The 19,259-nt window shown below is 69.9% G+C and carries 18 protein-coding genes; 15 read left to right on the forward strand and 3 right to left on the reverse strand.

Annotated elements, in window-relative coordinates; all coding sequences use genetic code 11:
- Positions 1-16 precede the first annotated feature (16 nt).
- Entirely contained in the window at positions 17-3,490 is a 3,474-nt protein-coding gene (locus ACZ6W9_RS09755) for a serine/threonine-protein kinase (protein WP_470117243.1), read from the forward strand.
- 266 nt (positions 3,491-3,756) lie between these two features.
- Here the strand turns inward: ACZ6W9_RS09755 and ACZ6W9_RS09760 are convergent, their stop codons facing one another.
- On the reverse strand, positions 3,757-3,993 hold the full coding sequence (locus ACZ6W9_RS09760) for a hypothetical protein (RefSeq protein ID WP_470117245.1): 237 nt from the start codon (positions 3,991-3,993) through the stop codon (positions 3,757-3,759).
- A 481-nt stretch (positions 3,994-4,474) separates the two neighbouring features.
- Between ACZ6W9_RS09760 and ACZ6W9_RS09765 the strand changes: the two genes are divergently transcribed.
- The 5 genes from ACZ6W9_RS09765 (at position 4,475) to ACZ6W9_RS09785 (ending at position 7,810) form a co-directional block, all read left to right on the forward strand.
- Positions 4,475-4,981, forward strand: a complete 507-nt coding sequence (locus ACZ6W9_RS09765) for a hypothetical protein (RefSeq protein WP_389968793.1) — start codon at positions 4,475-4,477, stop codon at positions 4,979-4,981.
- A gap of 277 nt (positions 4,982-5,258) precedes the next feature.
- Positions 5,259-5,474: a hypothetical protein gene (locus tag ACZ6W9_RS09770; RefSeq protein WP_470117247.1), complete on the forward strand. Its 216-nt coding sequence runs from the start codon at positions 5,259-5,261 to the stop codon at positions 5,472-5,474.
- 206 nt (positions 5,475-5,680) lie between these two features.
- On the forward strand, positions 5,681-6,571 hold the full coding sequence (locus ACZ6W9_RS09775; protein WP_389968789.1) for an RNA polymerase sigma-70 factor: 891 nt from the start codon (positions 5,681-5,683) through the stop codon (positions 6,569-6,571).
- Positions 6,572-6,671: 100 nt separating this feature from the next.
- Positions 6,672-7,415, forward strand: a complete 744-nt coding sequence (locus ACZ6W9_RS09780; protein ID WP_389968788.1) for an SDR family oxidoreductase — start codon at positions 6,672-6,674, stop codon at positions 7,413-7,415.
- Positions 7,412-7,810 (forward strand): hypothetical protein, encoded by a 399-nt coding sequence (locus tag ACZ6W9_RS09785; protein ID WP_389968786.1) that lies wholly within the window; start codon positions 7,412-7,414, stop codon positions 7,808-7,810. Before ACZ6W9_RS09780 ends, ACZ6W9_RS09785 begins: the two co-directional genes overlap by 4 nt.
- A gap of 133 nt (positions 7,811-7,943) precedes the next feature.
- Here the strand turns inward: ACZ6W9_RS09785 and ACZ6W9_RS09790 are convergent, their stop codons facing one another.
- Positions 7,944-8,312, reverse strand: coding sequence for a DoxX family protein (locus tag ACZ6W9_RS09790; RefSeq protein WP_389968785.1), 369 nt, complete (start codon positions 8,310-8,312; stop codon positions 7,944-7,946).
- A 97-nt stretch (positions 8,313-8,409) separates the two neighbouring features.
- On the opposite strand from ACZ6W9_RS09790, the gene ACZ6W9_RS09795 reads away from it, so the two are divergent.
- The 3 genes from ACZ6W9_RS09795 to ACZ6W9_RS09805 all read left to right on the forward strand — a co-directional run bounded on the left by ACZ6W9_RS09795 (position 8,410) and on the right by ACZ6W9_RS09805 (position 11,633).
- A complete protein-coding gene (locus ACZ6W9_RS09795; protein WP_470117250.1) occupies positions 8,410-9,018 on the forward strand; it encodes a TetR/AcrR family transcriptional regulator in 609 nt (202 codons plus the stop codon).
- A gap of 82 nt (positions 9,019-9,100) precedes the next feature.
- The gene (locus ACZ6W9_RS09800) at positions 9,101-10,726 is read left to right on the forward strand and encodes an FAD-dependent monooxygenase (protein WP_470117252.1); all 1,626 of its coding nucleotides are present in this window, start codon (positions 9,101-9,103) and stop codon (positions 10,724-10,726) included.
- Positions 10,727-10,760: 34 nt separating this feature from the next.
- On the forward strand, positions 10,761-11,633 hold the full coding sequence (locus tag ACZ6W9_RS09805) for an SAM-dependent methyltransferase (protein WP_470117254.1): 873 nt from the start codon (positions 10,761-10,763) through the stop codon (positions 11,631-11,633).
- 324 nt (positions 11,634-11,957) lie between these two features.
- Here ACZ6W9_RS09805 and ACZ6W9_RS09810 read toward each other — a convergent pair whose 3' ends face one another.
- A complete protein-coding gene (locus ACZ6W9_RS09810) occupies positions 11,958-12,314 on the reverse strand; it encodes an ArsR/SmtB family transcription factor (protein ID WP_470117256.1) in 357 nt (118 codons plus the stop codon).
- A 149-nt stretch (positions 12,315-12,463) separates the two neighbouring features.
- Between ACZ6W9_RS09810 and ACZ6W9_RS09815 the strand changes: the two genes are divergently transcribed.
- The 6 genes from ACZ6W9_RS09815 to ACZ6W9_RS09840 all read left to right on the forward strand — a co-directional run bounded on the left by ACZ6W9_RS09815 (position 12,464) and on the right by ACZ6W9_RS09840 (position 19,183).
- On the forward strand, positions 12,464-13,519 hold the full coding sequence (locus tag ACZ6W9_RS09815) for a cation diffusion facilitator family transporter (protein ID WP_470117258.1): 1,056 nt from the start codon (positions 12,464-12,466) through the stop codon (positions 13,517-13,519).
- 249 nt (positions 13,520-13,768) lie between these two features.
- Complete coding sequence (locus ACZ6W9_RS09820; protein ID WP_470117260.1) at positions 13,769-15,472, forward strand: ABC transporter substrate-binding protein; 1,704 nt, start codon at positions 13,769-13,771, stop codon at positions 15,470-15,472.
- Positions 15,459-16,388 carry an ABC transporter permease gene (locus tag ACZ6W9_RS09825; protein WP_389968773.1) on the forward strand — a complete coding sequence of 310 codons (930 nt, stop codon included), beginning with the start codon at positions 15,459-15,461 and terminating at the stop codon, positions 16,386-16,388. Before ACZ6W9_RS09820 ends, ACZ6W9_RS09825 begins: the two co-directional genes overlap by 14 nt.
- On the forward strand, positions 16,385-17,371 hold the full coding sequence (locus ACZ6W9_RS09830) for an ABC transporter permease (protein WP_389968771.1): 987 nt from the start codon (positions 16,385-16,387) through the stop codon (positions 17,369-17,371). Before ACZ6W9_RS09825 ends, ACZ6W9_RS09830 begins: the two co-directional genes overlap by 4 nt.
- Positions 17,364-18,398 carry an ABC transporter ATP-binding protein gene (locus tag ACZ6W9_RS09835; RefSeq protein ID WP_389968769.1) on the forward strand — a complete coding sequence of 345 codons (1,035 nt, stop codon included), beginning with the start codon at positions 17,364-17,366 and terminating at the stop codon, positions 18,396-18,398. Before ACZ6W9_RS09830 ends, ACZ6W9_RS09835 begins: the two co-directional genes overlap by 8 nt.
- The gene (locus ACZ6W9_RS09840) at positions 18,395-19,183 is read left to right on the forward strand and encodes an ATP-binding cassette domain-containing protein (protein ID WP_389968767.1); all 789 of its coding nucleotides are present in this window, start codon (positions 18,395-18,397) and stop codon (positions 19,181-19,183) included. The genes ACZ6W9_RS09835 and ACZ6W9_RS09840 overlap by 4 nt, the downstream gene beginning before the upstream one ends.
- The last annotated feature ends 76 nt before the right edge of the window (positions 19,184-19,259 follow it).

The raw sequence follows: 19,259 nt of genomic DNA on the forward strand, positions 1-19,259 counted from the left end.
TCAGAATTTCATATTGATGACTCCTCTGGCTCCTTCTGATCCGCAGCGGTTGGGCCACTACCGGCTGGCGGGGCGGCTGGGCGCCGGCGGTCAGGGAGTGGTCTACGAGGCCTACGGCGAGGCCGGCGAGCGGGTCGCGGTCAAGGTTCCCAGGATCGACGATCCGGCCTCCCGAAGCCGGCTGGCCGCCGAAGCCGCGGCCGCGCAGCGGGTGGCGTCGTTCTGCACGGCCAGGGTCATCGAGGCCCATCTCGATGCGGCCCAGCCCTACATCGTCAGCGAGTTCGTCCCCGGGCCCAACCTGCGCCAGGTGGTCGAGGAGACGGGCCCGTACGAAGGGGACGCGCTGCGGCGCCTGGCCGTCGGGGTCGCCACCGCGCTGGCCGCCATCCACCAGGTCGAGGTGGTCCACCGCGACCTTAAGCCCGACAACATCATCATGGGTCCCGACGGGCCGCGAGTGATCGACTTCGGTGTGGCCCGGCAGGTGGGGCCGACCACGACGGGTCCGATCATGGGTACGCCCACCTACATGGCGCCGGAGGTTCTGACGGGTCGCGGCGCCACGGCCGCCGCCGACATCTGGGCCTGGGCGTTGGTGGTGCTGTTTTCCGCGTCGGGGCGCGATGCCGTACAGGATCGGGACCCCGTGACGGTCATCGGGAGCGTGCTCGGCTTCCGGCCCGATCTGAACGGCCTGGCGGAGCCTCTCGGCGGGCTGGTGGCCGCGGCGCTCTCACGGGATCCCGCCCGGCGGCCCTCGGCCAGGGGCGTCCTGCTGGGCCTGCTCGGCCTGCCTGACGACCTGGACGGCGGCGAACTGCTGATCGAGGGCGGCGCCGCGGCCGCCGCGCTGAAGGGTCCGGCGGATCCGGATCTGGGCACGATCGCCGAGGAGCTCTTCGAGGAACTCTCCGAACGCGAGAGGGTCGTCGCGCCCGAGGTCTTCCTGCGGATGATCGACGTCGACGAGACGATCAGGAAGGTCCCTCGCTCGGAGTTCCCGGGTTCCGAGGCCGTCGATGCGCTGCTGTCCCTCTACGCCGCCGCCGGGCTGATCGTCCAGGTGGACGCCACGGTGGATTCCGCCGTGGACCGCGGTTACACACTGGCCAGGCCCGCCCTGGTCCAGGCGTGGCCGCGGCTGCGGCAGTGGCTGGACGACAACCGTGAGGGTCTGCCCGTCCACCGGCGGCTGACCGAAGCCGCCCGGTTCTGGGACGGCCACGGTCGCAAGCCCGGTGATCTGCTGCACGGCTCCAACCTCGACAGGACCCTGCGGTGGGCCGCCACCGAGCGCAGGGACATCACGCTGATGGAGCTGGAACGCGAGTTCCTTGACGCCGCGGCAAGACGGACCAGACGGCAGTCCAGGCGCCGCGGCCTGCTCGCCGCCGCGCTCGCCGTCCTGTTGGTGGCCGCGCTTGGCGGACTCGGTCTGGCGGAGTACCGCCGGGGGGTCTCCGACCGGCAACGGGACGCGGCCACGGCCCGATCGCTCGCACTGCGCGCGGCCGGCCTGCGGCAGAGCGATCCCAGGCTCGCGATGCTGTTGAGCGTGGCGGCGTGGCGGCTGACCCCTTCACTGCCCGAGTCACGCGGAGCGCTCTACGAGGCGCTGTCCCAACCCATGACCGACTCCTTCACCGATCCGCACGCGAGTCCCGGAACCGTCTATGCCCTCAGCCACGACGGTCGCGCGCTCGCGGCCGTCCTCGGCGGCCAGGTGCGACTCTGGAACGTGCGGGCACACCGTCAGACCCGCGCTTTCTCCGGCGTGGGCGAGACGGTCAGGAAGGCCGCGCTCAGCCCCGATGCCAGGATGCTCGCTCTCCAGGACGATCGGAACGTGCGGCTGTGGGACGTCACCACGGGCAGGCCCGTCGGCGGCGGATTCGCGGCCGGGGTCGAGGAGTTCCAGCCGGGTGAGATGACCTTCGACCGAACCGGGCGGTTGCTGGCCGTACCCGAAGGCGCTTACGCGGCCCGATGGTGGGACGTGGCCGGCCGCACACCGCTCCGGGCGGGATCGGGGGCGGGTCTGGACGCCGTGAACGCCGACCGGAGCCTCGGCGTGGTCGCCTCCACGGGGCAGGGCCGCGCCGAGTTGTGGGATCTGCGCAGGAGCAGGCGAATCCTTGCGCCCTGGCTGCCTGTGAAGCATCGTTTCAGCGAGGTCCAGTTCAGTGAGGACGGCCGCACCCTCGCGTTCGTCGTGGACGGGGCGCAACAGAGACGGGTGCTGATAAGACGCGTGCCCTCGGGTGGCCTCGTGACGGACTACCCCGGTGGCGCCGCCGGAATGCGGATCGCGTTCAGCGCCCGGTTCGTGGCGCACTGGAGCCTGCTCGGAGAGCTGGTCGTGCGCCGGAACAGCGACGAGCGCATCGTCATGGAGCGACAGCTGCCCGAGCCGCCGGACACCCTCCGCATCGACGAAGCCGACCGGGTGCTGCGCGTGGCGACGGACGGGGGGAGGGTCCACACGCTCGACATCTCACCGTTGTTCGACCACCCCGTGGCCAGGGGCACCCTTGACGGCGGCGCGCTGGTGGGACCGGGCGGGCGGACCCTCGCGATCGGCGTGGGCGACGAGACGCGGCTCTGGGACATCCGCGAGAGCCGGCAGGCCGGCGCGCCCGTCCCGGGGCCAGCCAACGTGTTCGCCTTCAGCGCCGACGGCAGACGCGTGGCCGCCGGAGACAGAGCCGGCAGGCGGGTACGGGTCGCCGACGCGGGCTCGGGCAGGCTGCTCACCTCCTTCGAGGTCTCGAACAGGCAGGCCACGGGCGTCGACGGCCTGGCGTTCAGCCCGGACGGCGGCACGCTGGCGGTCACGGTCACCGGGGTGGACGGCATCCTGCCCATGGAGCTGTGGAACCTGAAGACCGGCTCGGTCACCGTCACCGACGTGGCCGCCGGCGGTTCCCCGGCCTTCCACCCCGGCGGAGGGCTTCTCGTGGCCGGCATGGTCCCCGAACCCCTCGACCCGGTCAGCGGCTCCCGCCGCCCACGTCCCGAAGGGCTCGGCAGCCTCTCCACCCCCTACGCCTTCCGTCCCGACGGCGGACTCATCGCCTTCAGCGGACCCGGCCGGATCTCCCTGTGGAACTCCACCCTGACCTCCGCCGTCGGCGACCTGCCCGCCGCGGGCGAAAGCACCTCCCTCGCCTGGTCACCCGACGGGCGCACGCTCGCCTCCTACGAGTCCGGCGACCGGATCCGGCTGTGGGACGTGCCGAGCAGGCAATCGCTCGGTGTCGTGTTCGACGGCCTGACAGGCCTCGGCATCGGAGCGGGCGCTTCGATGGCGTTCAGCGTGGACGGCGAGACGCTCTACAGCACGACGCCGGAGGGCGTCGTGCGACGGCACCCTCTTGAGGGGGAGCGGGTCACGGCGGCCGTCTGCGCCAGAGCCGGCCGGACCATGACCCCACAGGAATGGCAGCGACACCTCCCCGGGATCCAGCGCTTCAGGGTGTGCGGATGACGCGCCGAGACGACCACCCGGGCTCACCGCTGTACCAGCCCGAGCCAGGCGGGCGGTCAGCGGCAGGGGCGTTTCCGGAACGTCGATCCTCGACGGACGGGACGCCCGGACACTCTTTTCGAGTGGGTAAGCGCTCCGGTCTTCGAGCGCCACCGTGGCTCGTCATCGTCCGCTGAGATGTCCCTGCCAGCAGCCATGCTCAACAGAAACTCAACATATTCTCAACACAAGGCGCCCTACCTTCTCCACAACCGAGCACCACGTACTCATCGGGAGAAGGAAGGAGACGACATGAAGGCCACGACGAAGATCAGCGCCGTTGTCGCGGCGGGGGTGTTCTCGCTGGTGCCGGCGGGAGGGCCGAGTGCGTCAGCGTAGAGCGCCGCATCGCCCGTCACTTCGGCATCCATTGCCTCGGCATCCGTGACCTCGGGCGTCCAGGCCGGCTCGCCGAGGCCCAGCATCAAATGGCTCTGCGGGAAGCGGATCGTGAAGAAGTCCATCCCTGCCTGCTCGCACGGTAAGTGGGAGCAGGTAACGATCAAGAAGATGCGCCGCCTTCAGGGCCCGGTGCTCGGGTCGCCGCCACCAGGGGCAGAGTAACGTTGAGCAACTATTGCCACTCTTTGTGGTCGCGAGGTTGGTTCATCTCAGCGTCGAATAACCCTGGCACCCTCGTTTTCCGGCACACTCACGCCGCGAAGAACATCTGAATCGAAATGCGCGCTTGCACTGTCAGCCACCTATGTCACAGAGAGTGCTACCGCCAAAATCCGATCCGGTCCTCCCCGGAGGCCGGCCCGTCCCGGAACATCCCGTAGCGACAGTGCGTCCCCGCAGACCGGGGACAGACGCGTCCCTGAAAGTCCCAGACGCCCCGCCGTGGAATCACGGGACGCGTGCCGCAATTCCACGATTGGTACCAGCGGCGGCCACTCGGGCCACCGCCCACGATCGCCCCCAATCGATTACCAAGGAGCGAAAGTGTCCCTCATCAAAACGGCCACGACCGGACTTGTTGGACTGGTCACCGCAGGTGCGGCGCTCAGCATGAGCGCCTCCATCCCCTCCGCCAACGCCACCACCCGTCCGGCCGTGCGGACCATGGCGGACCTCGCCCAATCGGCGCCGATCGCGCGCAGGGAGGTCTCGACCAACGCAAGCGCAACGGCAAGAAGCGGCTGGTACAACATCCGGCACGAGGCGTTGGGCCCCGGCACGTTCTTGGAGACCCGTGCCTGGAAGCGACCCGCAGGTGACCGCGTAATGCAGGTCAAGGCCCGCTGCTGGGGCAACAACACAAGGATGTATGTCAAGCTCTACTACAGGTCCCGCTGGCACGCCGAGAAACTTGCCAAATCCGGCTCGTGGCGCTGCAACGGCAAATACGGCATCGTCCGTATCCACAACGCCGGGCACACATGGTATTGGGCGAGATTCGTCCTCGGAAAGAAGCACACCGTCGAGTACTGGGCGCAGTACTACAAGTAATCGGCCTGGTAGGCGAGCATGAGCTGCTGGGGTTTGTGCCGGTGGACAAGGCGGTTGGCCCGGAGCCGAGCGATGGTGATCTCCGGGCAGGCGGCGAGGTCGAGGTAAGGCTGGCCTGGATCGCTGAGCCAGATGCGGTGGCGTGTGCAGATTTTCTGGTGAGCGGCGGTGGACGGCGATGCGCTCGTCGATGCCGCGGCGAGCGGTGCATGAACGGGGGGTCGCGCTGATCGGCGCCGACACTCCCCAGGAGGTTCAGCCGTCAGGGTACGACGACGTGTTGATGCCGGTTCACGCCGTGGGACTCGTCGCGATCGGTCTGTGGCTGCTCGACAACTGTGACCTGGAGGCGTGCGCGGCGATGGCCGCCGAGCTCGGTCAGTGGGACCTCCACCTGGCGGTCGCGCCGGTCCGCTTCGCCGGCACGTCCGGCAGCCCGGTCAACCCGATCGCCACATTCCGACCTCGGCTCACGAGGGGTGTGACGCCGTGAAGGACCCGGCCCGCCTCTGGAACGCGGTCACGGCCGGTGCGGACACGCCGTGCCGGTCGGGGCGGCGGAGGAGACGTGCCGTCCGCGCCCACCGGGGAAACGCCAAGGGGACCCGCCTCGTCCGCGCGCCGTGACCGCCGGTTGATCGTTGCTCCTCATGGCCTCCAGGCGACCGGGCCCGTAAGGGGGCTGAGAGTCTGGTGCGCGTGACAGTTGATGCGGTTGAGGAGTTCGAGCGGCATCGTTCGAAGCTGTTCGGGTTGGCCTATCGGATGCTGGGTTCGGCTGAGGAGGCCGAGGACGTCGTCCAGGAGACCTTCCTGCGTTGGCATCAGGCGAGTGCCGTCGCGGCGCCGTGGGCGTGGCTGGCCAAGGTCGCCACCAACCTGTGTGTGAACCTGTTGACGTCCGCTCGTGCACGCCGAGAAAGTTATGTCGGTTTCTGGCTGCCGGAACCGGTGCTGACCGCGGGCGGCGCTTTGGGCCCGCTGGACAGCGCCGAGCAGCGGGAGTCCGTCTCGCTGGCCTTCCTGGTGCTGCTGGAAAGGCTCAACCCGGTGGAGCGCGCGGTGTTCGTCCTGCGCGAAGCCTTCGGTTACAGCCATCGGGAGGTGGCCGGGGTCATCGACTCGTCCGAGGCGAACTCCCGGCAGCTGTACGCCCGGGCTCGTCGGCGCCTGACCGAGGCGCGTGGCCGCTCCGATCGCCGCCTGGACCAGGCCCGCCGCCGCGACCTGGTGGAGAGCTTCCTGAAAGCAGCGGAACAAGGAGACCTGCCGGGGCTGGAGAAGGTGCTGGCCGAGGACGTGACCGTGTGGGTGGACGGTGGCGGCAGAGTCAGCGCCGCCCGGCGGCCCATCTCCGGTGTCTCCAGGGTGGCGCGCTACCTGGTGGGGACGTTGAGCATCGCCGGTGAGGGGGTGCGGTTGTCGGCCACGGAGGTGAACGGCGTGCCGGGGCTGCTGGCCCGGGCCGGCGGGGAACTGGTCGGCGTACTGGTGCCGGAGACGTCGAACGGCCGGATCAGCGGGATTCGCATCGTCGCCAACCCCGACAAGCTGCGGTTGTCACATTCCGGAGGGCCATCCGGTTCCTAACGGGTGACCGCGAACGCCGGGACCCGGCGTGAGGCGGTGACCTGACAGCCGCGCGAGGCCGGACCACCGGCATCGCGCTCCCCATGGAGGATTGCCACTCATGACGAACCCGATCCTGGTGACGGGCGGTACCGGCCGGCTCGGCCGCGCGCTCGTGCCACGGCTTCTGTCGGCCGGTCATGCCGTCCGCGTGCTGAGCCGCAGACCGTCGTCGGATGAGCGGATGTGGCGCGGTGACCTGGTCACCGGCGAGGGCCTGGAGGGAGCGGTCGGCGGCGTCGGTGTGATCGTCCACTGCGCGACCGGTAACGGCCGTGCGGACATCGCCGGCACGCGCAATCTCATCCGGGCGGCGGCGCGAGCCGGACGCCCGCATCTGATGTACGTGTCCATCGTCGGCGTCGGCCGAGTGGACATGGCCTACTACCGGGCGAAGCTGGCATGCGAGCAGTTCGTGGAACGCTCCGCCCTGCCGTGGACGATCCAGCGTACGACGCAGTTCCACGAGCTCATCGTCTGGATGTGCACGAGTCAGCGGTGGCTGCCGTTGATCGTGATGCCCGGCGGGGTCAGCTTTCAGCCTGTCGACGCCGGCGAGGTGGCCGCCCGCCTGGTCACGCTGGTCGGCGCGCCGCCGGCAGGCCGGGTGCCGGACATGGGCGGGCCCGAGGTGCGCCCCGCCGCCGATCTGGCCCGCGCCTATACCCGCTCGCGCTCCAGCCGCCGGCCGGTGGTGTCGGTGCCGATGCCCGGGGCCGGCATCCGCGGCTACCGCGAAGGGGGCCATCTGACCCCTGAGCATGCTGACGGACGGATCACCTTCGAGCAGTTCCTCGCCGCATGAGTGCCCGCACCTGGCTCCGCGCCGGCCTGGCCTTCCTCGCCGTGGCGCAGTTCACCGTGGGAGGCTGGGCGCTGTCGTCGCCCCGCTCGTTCTTCGAGATTCCGTGGGTGGGGATGCGCATGCCGTACAACGCGCATCTGATGATGGACTACGGCGCGATGAGCCTGGCCACGTCGGTGGTGCTGGGCGTGAGCGTTTTCATCGTACGGCGGAGCATGACCCGTACGGCGCTCGCCGTGTACCTGGTGTTCGCCGCGCCGCACCTGGTGATCCATCTTCGGCTGCTGCACCACCTCACGCCCGGCGAACGCGTGCCGTTGCTGACCGCGCTCACGGCGGCCGTCGTGATCCCGCTGGTGCTGCTTCCGCTCACCAGCCGGCTTGAAAAGGCATAATTCCTCCCCCTCTCGGCGAGGGCGGCGAGTTCTGTCTGGTCGCTCCCTGGACTCGCCGCAGGCGGATTCGGTGACGGGTGGTTCCTTCCATACGGCTCAGGCGATGAAGCGGTGCCGTCACCGCGCTCTTCGCTCAGGAAGCCACGAGCAACAAGGCCACGGTTGTTCCGGTGACCACCGCCAGCACCACGGGCGCCACGGCGTGGGAGCGGTGGCGCCGGTGCGTGAAGTCGCGGGCGCGGAGATGGAATCCCACTGCTCCGATCAACAGCAGCGTGAGACCGGCCGCGGCCGCGACGGCGAGCGGCTTGAACCAGAGGCCGGCCGCGAGCCCGAGCGCGCCGGCGATCTCCAGGGTGCCGATCGAGCGGGTCATCGTCGAGCCGACGCCGAGCCTGAGCAGGTTGGCCGTCACGGGATCCCGTAACAGGACCTTCTGGGCGCCGGCGAGCAGGAAGACGAGAGCGACCAGAGCGCTCAGTGCGTTGGCGGCGAACGGCATGGTGCGACCTTTCACGATAAAGAGAACGAACGTTCTTTTTCTAGAAGGGTGGTGGCGAAGTTGTCAAGTACGAATGTTCGTTCTACGTTGTGATCCCATGGCACGCATGCCCAAGGAGCACCTCGAAGCCCGCCGCCGCCAGATCCTGGACGCCGCCCGGCGCTGCTTCATCCGCAACGGCTTTCATGCAACGTCCATGCAGGACGTGCTGGCCGAGGCCGAGCTGTCGGCCGGGGCCGTCTACCGCTACTTCAAGAGCAAGGACGACATCATCGCGGCGATCGCCGCCGAGGCTCTGGCCGAGGTCGCGTCGGCCTTCGAGGCGGAGGACGACGCGCGGCCGCCGGATCTGGACAACATCGTCGATCTCGTACTGGGGGTCGAGCGCCCGCCGCTGTCCGGATCGCAGGGGTCGGCCCAGCTGCTGGTCCAGGTCTGGTCGGAGGCTCTGCGATCGCCGTTGCTGGGCACGAAACTGAAGGAGGTCATGGCGGAGGCCCGCGGCGTGGTCGGCGGCCTTGTGGCACGGCATCAACAGCGCGGACTGCTTCCCGCCGACGTCCCTGCCGAGCATGTGGCCGATGTCCTGATGGCTCTGGTCGACGGGTTCCTGGTGCGCCGCGCGGTGTTCGGCCACGCGGATCCGGTGACCTTCAGGAACGGCATGCGGGCCCTGATGTCGGCGCCCGCGCAAGCCGGCCGGTAGGGGAGGACATTCGCTCTTGACGGCGATCGGAGGCTCATGCTCTTCTAAAAAGAACGATCATTCGTTCTAAGAGGGTGGGTTTGTGACCACGAAAGCGGACGTTCTCATCGTCGGCGCGGGGCCGACCGGCCTGGTGCTGGCCATCGACCTGGCACGGCGGGGAGTGATCCCACGGATCATCGACGCCGCGCGCGCGGACCACCGGGAGAGCCGGGCGGTGTCGATCGTGGCGAGATCGCTGGAGATGCTGGACGACCTCGGGCTGGCCCAAGCGGCCATCGAGCGGGGCGTCCCGCTGCACACGCTGAACTTCTACCAGGGCACGACGGTCCTGGCCGAGATGGACGTGACGGCCGTGGACTCCCCGTTCCCGCTGGACCTGTGCATCCCGCAGTGGCAGACGGTCGCGCTGCTGCGCGAGCGCGCCGAGGAACTCGGAGTCACCATCGAATGGGGCACCCGCCTGGTCGGACAGCAAGCCGGTGAGCACGGCGTCAGCGTGGAACTCGGCCACGAGGACGGTCGCGGTGAACAGTGCGAAACCGGGTGGCTGATCGGCGCCGACGGCGCCCACAGCGCCGTGCGAGAGACGGCGGGCATCACCCGGGAGAGAGCCGACCTGAAGCGGGGGTTCATCCTGGGCGACGTCGCCGTGGACTGGCCGCTCACGCGGGACCGCTTCCATGTCTACTTCGGCAGGTCCGGCCTCGTGGCGGTCTTCCCCATGGTCGGGGGCTACTGGCGCATCCTGGCCAGCACGCCCGACGACCGGCCGCCGCAGACCCCGGGGCTGGACGACTTCGCCGCCTACGTCACCGAACGCACACCCCTGGACTCCCGCGTACGCGATCTGCAGTGGAGTTCGTCGTTCGTGGCCCGCGAGAGCCTGGCCGACCGGCTTCGCCAGGGCCGGATCCTCCTGGCCGGTGACGCCGCGCACAGCCACAGCCCGGTGGGCGGCCAGGGCATGAACACCGGCATGCAGGACGCCTACAACCTGGGCTGGAAACTCGCGCTCGTCGTCACCGGGCGCGCCGAGGAGTCCCTCCTGGACAGCTACGAGGCCGAACGCCGGCCCGTGGTCAAGGCCGTGGTCGACGCGACCTCGACCACCACGAAGGCCGCCACCGGCAGCACGCTGGTCGCCCGCAGAGCCAGGCGGCACGCGCTGCGCCTGTTCGGCCGGCTCAATCCCGTGCAGCAGCGGCTGTCGAACGCCTTCGGCGAACACCTCGTCCACTATCGCGACAGTGACCTCGTCTTCGAACGCTGGCACGAGTCACAGGCCAGGGCATGGAGTGACGTCGCCCGTACCGGACCGGAAGCCGGCGAGCCGGTGCGGGACGCCTACGTTGAGAACCGTGAGGGGCCGGTGGCTCTCCGTCACATCCTCCGGGCGCCGGGCCACCACCTCGTCCTGTTCGCGGCGGACACGACGGACTCCGCCACCCTGGCCGCCTGGCATGTCTCCGCACACGAGGCGATGGCCGGGCACGGCGAGGTCCATGTCATCACCCGGGGCCACCTGCCGCACGAGCCCATGGACGGAGTCTTCGCCGACCTGCGCAGCGAGGCGCACAACCGCTACGGCGTGCGCCGCCCCAGCCTGTACCTGATCCGCCCGGACAAGTACGTGGGCTTCCGCGGCGACAGCGTCGACTTCGCACCCGTGAGCGACTACTTCCGCGCCCTGGGCGCCCGCCCGTGACACCGCCTGCCAAGATGAGGAGCCGGACAACCCCGTGACGCAAGAACCGACCGTCCCCGAAAGCCTGGCCGGAATCGGCGCCACCGCCTTGGGCGTGGCTCTCCTGCGAGCCCAGGAGAGCAGCCGCCCGGACCGGCTGTTCGATGACCCCTACGCACGGCACTTCCTCCAGGCCGTCGATCCGGCGTTCAGCCCTTGGGCCGCCGGGACCTCTCCGGCGACCGAACGTTTCCTGCAGGTCATGGCCGAGCAGGTCGCCGTCCGCACCCGGTTCCTCGATCGCACGCTACTGGAAGCCGCCGAACGAGGATGCGAGCAGGTGGTCCTGCTGGCGTGCGGCATGGATGCCCGCGCGTTCAGACTCGCCTGGCCGCCCGGCACCAAGGTCTTCGAGCTGGACTTCGCCGACGTGCTCGCATTCAAGGCGGCCGTACTCGACGGCCGCGGCGCGACCGCCGCGTGCCACCGCGTCGAGGTCGCCACCGACCTGCGCCAAGACTGGCCGCGCGCGCTGACGGAGTCCGGCTTCGACCCGGGGCGGCCGGCCGCCTGGCTGGCCGAGGGCATCCTGTACGCGCTTCCGCCCGAAGCCGCCGACCTGCTCCTCGACCGGATCACCACCCTCTCCGCCCCGGCAAGCATGCTCGCCCTGGATCACATGAAGGACTCCGAACTGCTCCGCAGCGCCCGCGCGGACATCTCCGCCGAGCTCGTCGACCTATGGCGCGGCGGCCCCACCGAGAACCTCGACGCCTGGCTCGCCCGCCGCGGCTGGCAGCCCGCCGTGACGGACATCGCCGAGGCCGCGGCCGCCGGCAAACGCCCGGTTCCACCCGCGTTCGATCCCGCCCGCGCCGCCGCCGGCCGCGGCTGGCTGGCCACGGCACACCTCCCGGAACCTCCCTGAAAGGCCCTCGACGTTTCACCCCGCGGCCATCGGGCATGCGCGGTGCGCACGTACACACTCGAGATCCATCGGCCCTGAAGGGCACCGGCCCCTGCCGGCCTCCGTCGATGCCCGGCCGACCCACCGTGCCCGTTTCCAACACCGTCGCGGGACTCGGCATCGCTGCGGGCAACCTGCTGGCGGGCGCTTTGACCGGCAGCGCCGGAGTCTGGGTCGCGCCGGCCGTCCTCGGCTCGCTGTGCGCCCTGGCCGTCGCCGTGCTCAACCGCCGGGGATTCCTGCGGCCGCCGTCGTGCCGGCCCCGGCCGGACCCCGACACCCTGCTCAGTCATGCCGTGGCAGGCCCGAGACCTCGTGGCCGGCATGAAAGAGGGCCTCGGCGATGAGGGAGCGGACATGGGCGTCGCGTGCCCGGTACAGCACGCGGCGTCCGTCGCGGCGGGTCCGCACCAGCCCGCCCATGCGCAGCTTGGCCAGGTGCTGGGAGACCGACGGGCGGGCCACGCCGGTCATGGCGGCCAGCGAGGTGACGTCGTACTCGCCGCCCGACAGCAGCCACATCAGGCGCAGCCGGGTGCCGTCGCTGAGCATGCGGAACGCCTCGACCGCCGTCTCCACCTGCGCGCCGGTCGGTTGCTCCTGCAACGGGTTGGCACCTGCTTCGTTGTCGCGTGCATACATGACTACATATAATCCGGCAAAACACGCCTTATGCAAGCGAGGTGCGCACCGTGGCCGACCCGATACCCCCGCACAACCAGCACGACCACGCCGATCATCACGGCCACGGACATGGGCATGGCAACGGGCACGGGCATGGGGATGAGGGCGTGCGCGGGTTCAAGCGCCTGGTCTCCGCGGCCGGCCATGCCTTCACCCCGCACAGTCACGACAGCGCGGACAAGACCGACGCGGCCCTGGAGTCCAGCAGCCGCGGCATGCGGGTGCTGGCCATCTCCTTCGCCGCACTCATGATCACCGCTGTGGCGCAGGCCGTCATCGTCGCCTTCTCCGGCTCGGTGGCCCTGCTGGGCGACACCCTGCACAACTTCGCCGACGCGCTGACCGCGATCCCGCTGGCGATCGCCTTCTCGGTCGGCCGACGCGCGGCCACCCGCCGCTTCACCTACGGCTACGGCCGGGCCGAGGACCTGGCGGGCATCGTCATCGTGCTGCTGATCGCACTGTCGGCCGCGCTGGCGGGCTACGAGGCGGTCAAGCGCCTCCTCGATCCGCAGGACGTGCGGGCCCTGGCCTGGGTGGCCGTCGCCGGTTTCGTCGGCTTCCTGGGCAACGAGCTCGTGGCCCGCTACCGGATCAAGGTCGGCCGCCAGATCGGCTCGGCCGCCCTGGTGGCCGATGGCCTGCACGCCCGCACCGACGGTTTCACCTCACTGGCCGTACTCGCCGGCGCAGGCGGCGCCGCGCTGGGCTTCCCCGTCGTCGACCCGATCGTGGGGCTGCTGATCACCGTCGCCATCGTGTTCGTGCTGCGCGACGCCGCCCGCGAGATCTACCACCGGCTGATGGACGCCGTCGACCCCAAGCTGGTCGAGCAGGCCGAGCAGGCCCTCGCCGCGGTATCCGGCGTCCGGCGGGTGGGCTCGGTACGGCTGCGCTGGATCGGCCACGTCCTGCGCGCCGAGGTGGACATCCAGGTCGATCACCGGCTGTCCCTGATCGAGGCGCACGCCGTGGCCGTGGAGGCCGAGCACCGGCTCATACACGACGTGCCGAGGCTGAAGGCCGCCACCGTGCACGCCGACCCCGACGGCCCGGCGGCGGCTGAGCATCACGCCGTTTTGCTGGCGCACCGCCAATACTCCAGCATCACTGACGTGCTGCGGGTGGATCTGGACGTGACCGGAACTCCCACGCCGCAATAGCCGTCAACAGACCTGACAGGGCGCCACCAGGTTGGGTACCGCGAGTGGGCGCCGTGGACTTCCAGTCACCGGGGCCGCCCGGCTATCATGGACGCCGCCCGCGCAGGCCCTGCGATCTTGAAGTTTTTCTGCAAGGTTCCCTGCAGGTCTTCTCGATGGACGCGCGCTTCCGCCCGCCAACAGACTCCCTTCCTGAGATCCAAGCAGCGGACCCGATCGATCGGGACCGCCTCACAGGAAGCGCGATCTATGGCGAATCGATCCCGGAGAGTGCTGCCCACGGGGCTCGCGCTCGTCCTGGCCCTAGTGACGGCGGGCTGCAACGCGAACTCGCAGCCCCCCGAGCCGGCCAGGGAAAGGAAGGCTGCGGCGCTCGACTCCGTGCCTCAGGGCGGGACCCTGCACTACCTCTCGCGGCGCGCGACCGAGTCCTTCGAGACCGCCAGCGCGCAGATGGTCCCGACCAGCCGGCTGCGGTGGGTGCACCGCGGGCTGACGTCGTGGCAGACGCTCCCGGACAAGGACACCGTGCTCGTGCCGGACCTCGCCACCGACACCGGCAAGACGGACGACGGCGGCAAGACGTGGACCTTCATCCTGAAGGAGGGCTTGAAGTTCTCCGACGGCACCCCGATCACCGCGCAGGACGTGAAGTACGGCATCGAGCGGTCGTTCGCACCGATGTTCCAGGGCGGTCTCGGCTACCACAAGACGTTGCTGGTCGGCGGCACCGACTACGAGGGCCCGTACGACGGCAAGGAGCTCGACTCCATCGAGGTCGCCGGCGACCACAAGATCGTCTTTCATCTGAGGCGTCCGTTCGGCAACTGGCCGTGGATCGTCAGCATGCCGGCCTTCGCGCCGGTGCCGGCCGCGGCCGACACCAAGCCGGAGACGTACGGCGAGCACCCGGTCGCCAGTGGGCCGTACCGGGTGACGAGCTTCCGCAAGGGCTCGCAGGCGGTGCTGGAGCGCAATCCGAACTGGAAGGCCGACACCGACCAGGTCCGATTCGCCGGCCCGGACAAGATCATCCTCGACATGGGGCTGAACAACGACACCATCGTGCAGCGCCTTATCGACGACAAGGGCGAGGACCAGAACGCGATCAGCAACGCGCTCATCTCGCCGTCGCAGTTCCAGCGGATCGAGTCCGACCCGGCGATCTCGGGGCGCATGGCCAACAGCCCGTCGGGCTACTTCCGCTACCTCGCCATGAACGTCAAGCGCCCGGGGCTCTCCGACGTCCGCGTGCGGCGGGCGATCAACTACGCGATCAACAAGGCCGAGGTGCAGAGCGTGTACGGCGGTCCGAAGTTCGGCGGCCAGATCACCTCGACCATCATGACGCCCGGCATCCCCGGCTACACCGAGTACAACCTGTACGACGGCGGTGAAACCGGCGACGTCGACAAGGCCAAACAGCTGCTCGCCGAGGCCGGCGTCTCCGACCTGAAGCTCACGCTCACCTACCCGACCGACGTGAGCGCGATCGAGGAGAAGGAAGCCCAGAGCATCAAGAACTCGCTGGCGCGGGCCGGTGTCAAGGTGGAGCTCAAGGGCCTCGACGGCAACGCCTGGTACGAGCTCATCTCCGCTGCCGACGGCGACTACGACCTGACGACGAACGGCTGGGGAGCGGACTTCCCGAGCGGCATGAGCACCATCCAGCCGCTGTTCGCGTCCAGCGAGATCGATAACGGCGGTGGCAACGCCTCGAAGTTCTCCAGCCCGAAGGTGGACGCCGCGATCGAAGCCGCGGTCGCGGAGCCGGACCTCGACAAGGCCGCCACGATGTGGGCCGCGATCGACAAGCAGATCATGCAGGACGCTCCCGTCGTGCCGATCCTCGTGCAACGCACCCAGGCCCTGGCGGGTTCGAAGATCTCGAACTACTTCATCCCCGCCTACCCGCCGTTCGCGAACGAGTTGGTCGTCGGTGTCGATCACTGAGTCGCAGCAGGCCCAGGGCCGGCGTACGTCGGTCCTGGGCCGCCTCCTCCGAAAGCGGTCCGGGGCCGCCGGCCTGGCCATGCTGGTCGTGCCGCTTGTCGCGGGGCTCTGCGCGCCGCTGCTCGTGCGGATCGAGGGGCAGGATCCGAACACCATGCACACCGACCTGCTCGCCCCCGACGGCGGCCGTCCACTGGGGGCCTTCGGTGGCGTCAGCGCCGACCACTGGCTCGGCGTCGTCCCGGTGACGGGCGTCGACCTGTTCGCCCAGATCGTCTACGGCATTCGCTCCTCGCTGTTCATCGCGTTCGGGGCGAGCATCCTGGCGATCGCCTTCGCCGCCGTCCTCGGTACGGCGATGGGGTACTTCGGCGGCTGGCTCAACGCCGTCGCGGGGCGGGTGATCGACTTCATGTTCGGCTTCCCGGGCCTGATGTTCGTCATCGCGATCACCGCGATCGTGCCGCCGGAGTTGCCGCGGGGCCTGGTCCTCGTGCTGGTGCTGGCCTTCTTCGGCTGGACCGTTCCCGCCCGGATCATCGGCGCCCAGGCCGGTGCCGTCAACGCCCGCGCCTTCGTCGAGGCGGCGCGCGCGACCGGGGCGCCGGCCTGGCAGATCATCCGCCGCGAGATGTCGCCGCACCTCTTCGGGCTGGTCGTCATCCTGTTCGCGATGTCACTGCCCGGCAACGTCAGCGTCATCGCGGGCCTGTCGTTCCTCGGTGTCGGCCTGCGCGGCGATGTCCCCGACCTCGGCAAGCTGCTCTCGGACTCGCTGCCGTGGATCTACAGCGGTGCGGACGTCTGGTACATGCTCTTCCCGGGCGCCGTCGTGTTCCTGATCGTATTCGGCGCCACGCTCGCCGGTGATGCGCTGCGCGACGTCCTCGACGTGCGCACGGAGGATGCCGCATGATCGTCTACATCGCCCGCCGCCTGTTCACCGCGGTGTTCATGCTCCTCGCGATCGCCTTCGTGACGATCGCCCTGTTCTTCGGGGCCTCCAAGGACCCGGCCCGCGCGATGTGCGGCAAGCCGTGCCCGCCCGAGACCCGGGCCAAGGTCAGCGCCTACATGCAGACCGACCAGAGCCCGGTGTGGCAGTACACCGAGTTCGTGAAGGGCCTCTTCGCCGGCCGTACCTACGGCGAGGGCTCCCAGCAGGTGCACTGCGACGCCCCCTGCTTCGGCTACTCCTTTCCCAACCGCAGCGACGTCACGACGCTCATCGCCGAGCGGCTGCCCGTCACGTTGTCGCTCGCGATCGGCGCGGCCGTCCTGTGCCTCGTCGTGGGCATCGGCCTCGGCGCGTTGTCGGCGATACGCAAGGGCGGGGTCGTCGACCGGTTCTCGACCGGCTTCGCCATGTTCGGGCTGTCGGTGCCGACCTTCCTCGTCGGGCTGCTCGTCGTCCAGGTCTTCGGCTTCATGCTCAACGCGCTGCCGTACTCGGGGTTCGTGTCGTTCGCGGAGTCTCCGGTGGACTGGGCCTGGCACCTGGTCGGCCCGTGGATGGTGCTGTCGTTCATCCTGGCCGCCGGCTACGTCCGGGTCACCCGCAACCAGCTGCTCAACGAGCTCTCGGCCGACCACCTCGTCGCGATGACTGCGCGCGGCGCGTCGTCCCGGCAGGTGAACCGGCACGCCGTCCGCGGCGTCATGGTGCCGGTCGTGGCGATGTTCGCGCTCGACGTCACCGCGCTCCTGGGCGGGTCGGTCATCGCGGAGAAGGTGTTCAGCCTGCACGGGCTCGGCGACCTGCTGCTTTCCGGTGTGAACGAGTCTGACCTGAGCATCGTCGTCGGGGTGACGCTCTTCTCCGCCTTCCTCATCATCGTCGGCAACCTGATCGCCGACCTGCTGATGCCGCTTCTCGACCCGAGGATCCGCCGTGCCTGACCCCGTTCTCCAGGTCGAGAACCTGTGCGTTTCGTTCACCGGCGGCGGCGTCACCGTCGATGTCGTCCGGGATCTGTCCGTGCGGCTGGAGGGCGGCCGCACGCTCGCCGTCGTCGGCGAGTCGGGGTCGGGCAAGACGATGACCGGCAGGGCCGTCATGCGGTTGCTGCCGCGCGGGGCGAGTGCCACGGGCCGGATCGTCGTCGCCGGCCGGGAGATGCTCTCCGCCGACGAACGCGAGCTGCGCCGGGCCCGTGGCTCCGACGTGGCCATGGTGTTCCAGGACTCGATGTCCGCGCTCAGCCCGTACCTCGACATCGGCGCGCACATCGCCCAAGCGGTCCGCTTGCACGACCCGTCGGTCACCCGCCGCGCCGCGCGGGCCCGTGCCGTCGAGATGCTCGGCCGGGTCGGCATCCCCGGGCCCGCGGACGCCGTACGCCGCTTCCCGCACGAGTTCTCCGGCGGCATGCGGCAACGGGCGGTGATCGCGATGGCCCTGGTGAACCGACCGGCGCTGCTCATCGCCGACGAACCGACCACCGCGCTCGACGTGACGGTGCAGGCGCAGATCCTGGCCCTGCTCCGCGAGCTGCAACAGGAGTACGGCATGGCGATGCTCCTGATCAGCCATGACTTCGGGGTGGTGGCGAGGGCCGCGGACGATGTCCTCGTGCTGTACGCCGGCCGCCAGGCCGAGTACGGCAGCCTCCGCGACATCTTCGATCGGCCGGCCCACCCGTACACCGCCGGTCTCCGCGCGGCCACGCCGCGGCTGGACGCCCGGCTCGACACCGGAGGGCGGCGGACCCGGCTCCGTGCCATCCCCGGCTCGCCCACGTCGTTGCGTGCCGCCGGACCCGGTTGTGCCTTCGCGCCGCGCTGCGGCTTCGCGGACCAGGTCGGCGAACGCTGCGCTGCCGAGGCGCCACTGCCCACTGTCCGCCCGGCCGGCGAGGTCGGCGGCCTGCACCTTGCGGCCTGCCACCTCGATCGTCTCCCCGCACAGCAGGAGGTCGCCCGATGAGTGCGCCGATTCTGGAGATGACCGACGTCAGCAAGCGTTTCCGCACCGCCGGTGGCTTCGGCCGCCGGCGCGGGAGCTTCCTCGCCGTGGACGGCGTCTCCCTCCACATCGAACGGGGCGAGGCGCTGGGCCTGGTCGGCGAGTCCGGCTCGGGCAAGTCCACACTGGCGCGGATGGTCAACGGCCTGGTGGCGCCGACGTCCGGCACCGTCCGTACGAACGGGCAGGACGTCGCCGGCCTCGGCCGGCGAGGACTACGGCGGCTGCGGCGCAATGTCGCCATGGTCTTCCAGGACCCATTGGCGTCGCTGAACCCGCTGCAGACCGTGCGGCAGACGCTGGAGAACGTCTTCCGCGCGCACGGCGAGACGACGTCGACCGCTGAGCTGGTCGCGCTGCTGGAGTCGGTCGGCCTCGGCGCCGACTACCTGGGGCGCTACCCGCATGAGGCGTCCGGCGGGCAGCTCCAGCGCGTCGCCGTGGCACGCGCGCTCGCCCTCGGACCGGACCTGATCATCGCGGACGAGCCGACCTCGGCGCTCGACGTGTCGGTCCGCGCCCAGATCCTCAACCTGCTGGCCGACCTGCAACGCGACCAGGGGATCTCGTTCCTCCACGTCAGCCACGACCTGGCGGTGATCCGGCTCTACAGCGACCGCGTCGCCGTCATGCGGCGCGGCCGCATCGTCGAGACCGGCCCGTCCGACGAGTTCTTCCGCTCCCCACGGCACCCCTACACGCGCGCGCTGGTCGAGGCGACGCCGGAGGCGGAGCTGCTGACCTGACCTGCGGGAGCGTTGCGCGACGCCGAAGAGGCGTGCCACGATCATGACCATGATCCATTGAACGACAACCCCGTCG

It is taken from the genome of Streptosporangium sp. NPDC053982, assembly GCF_055585205.1.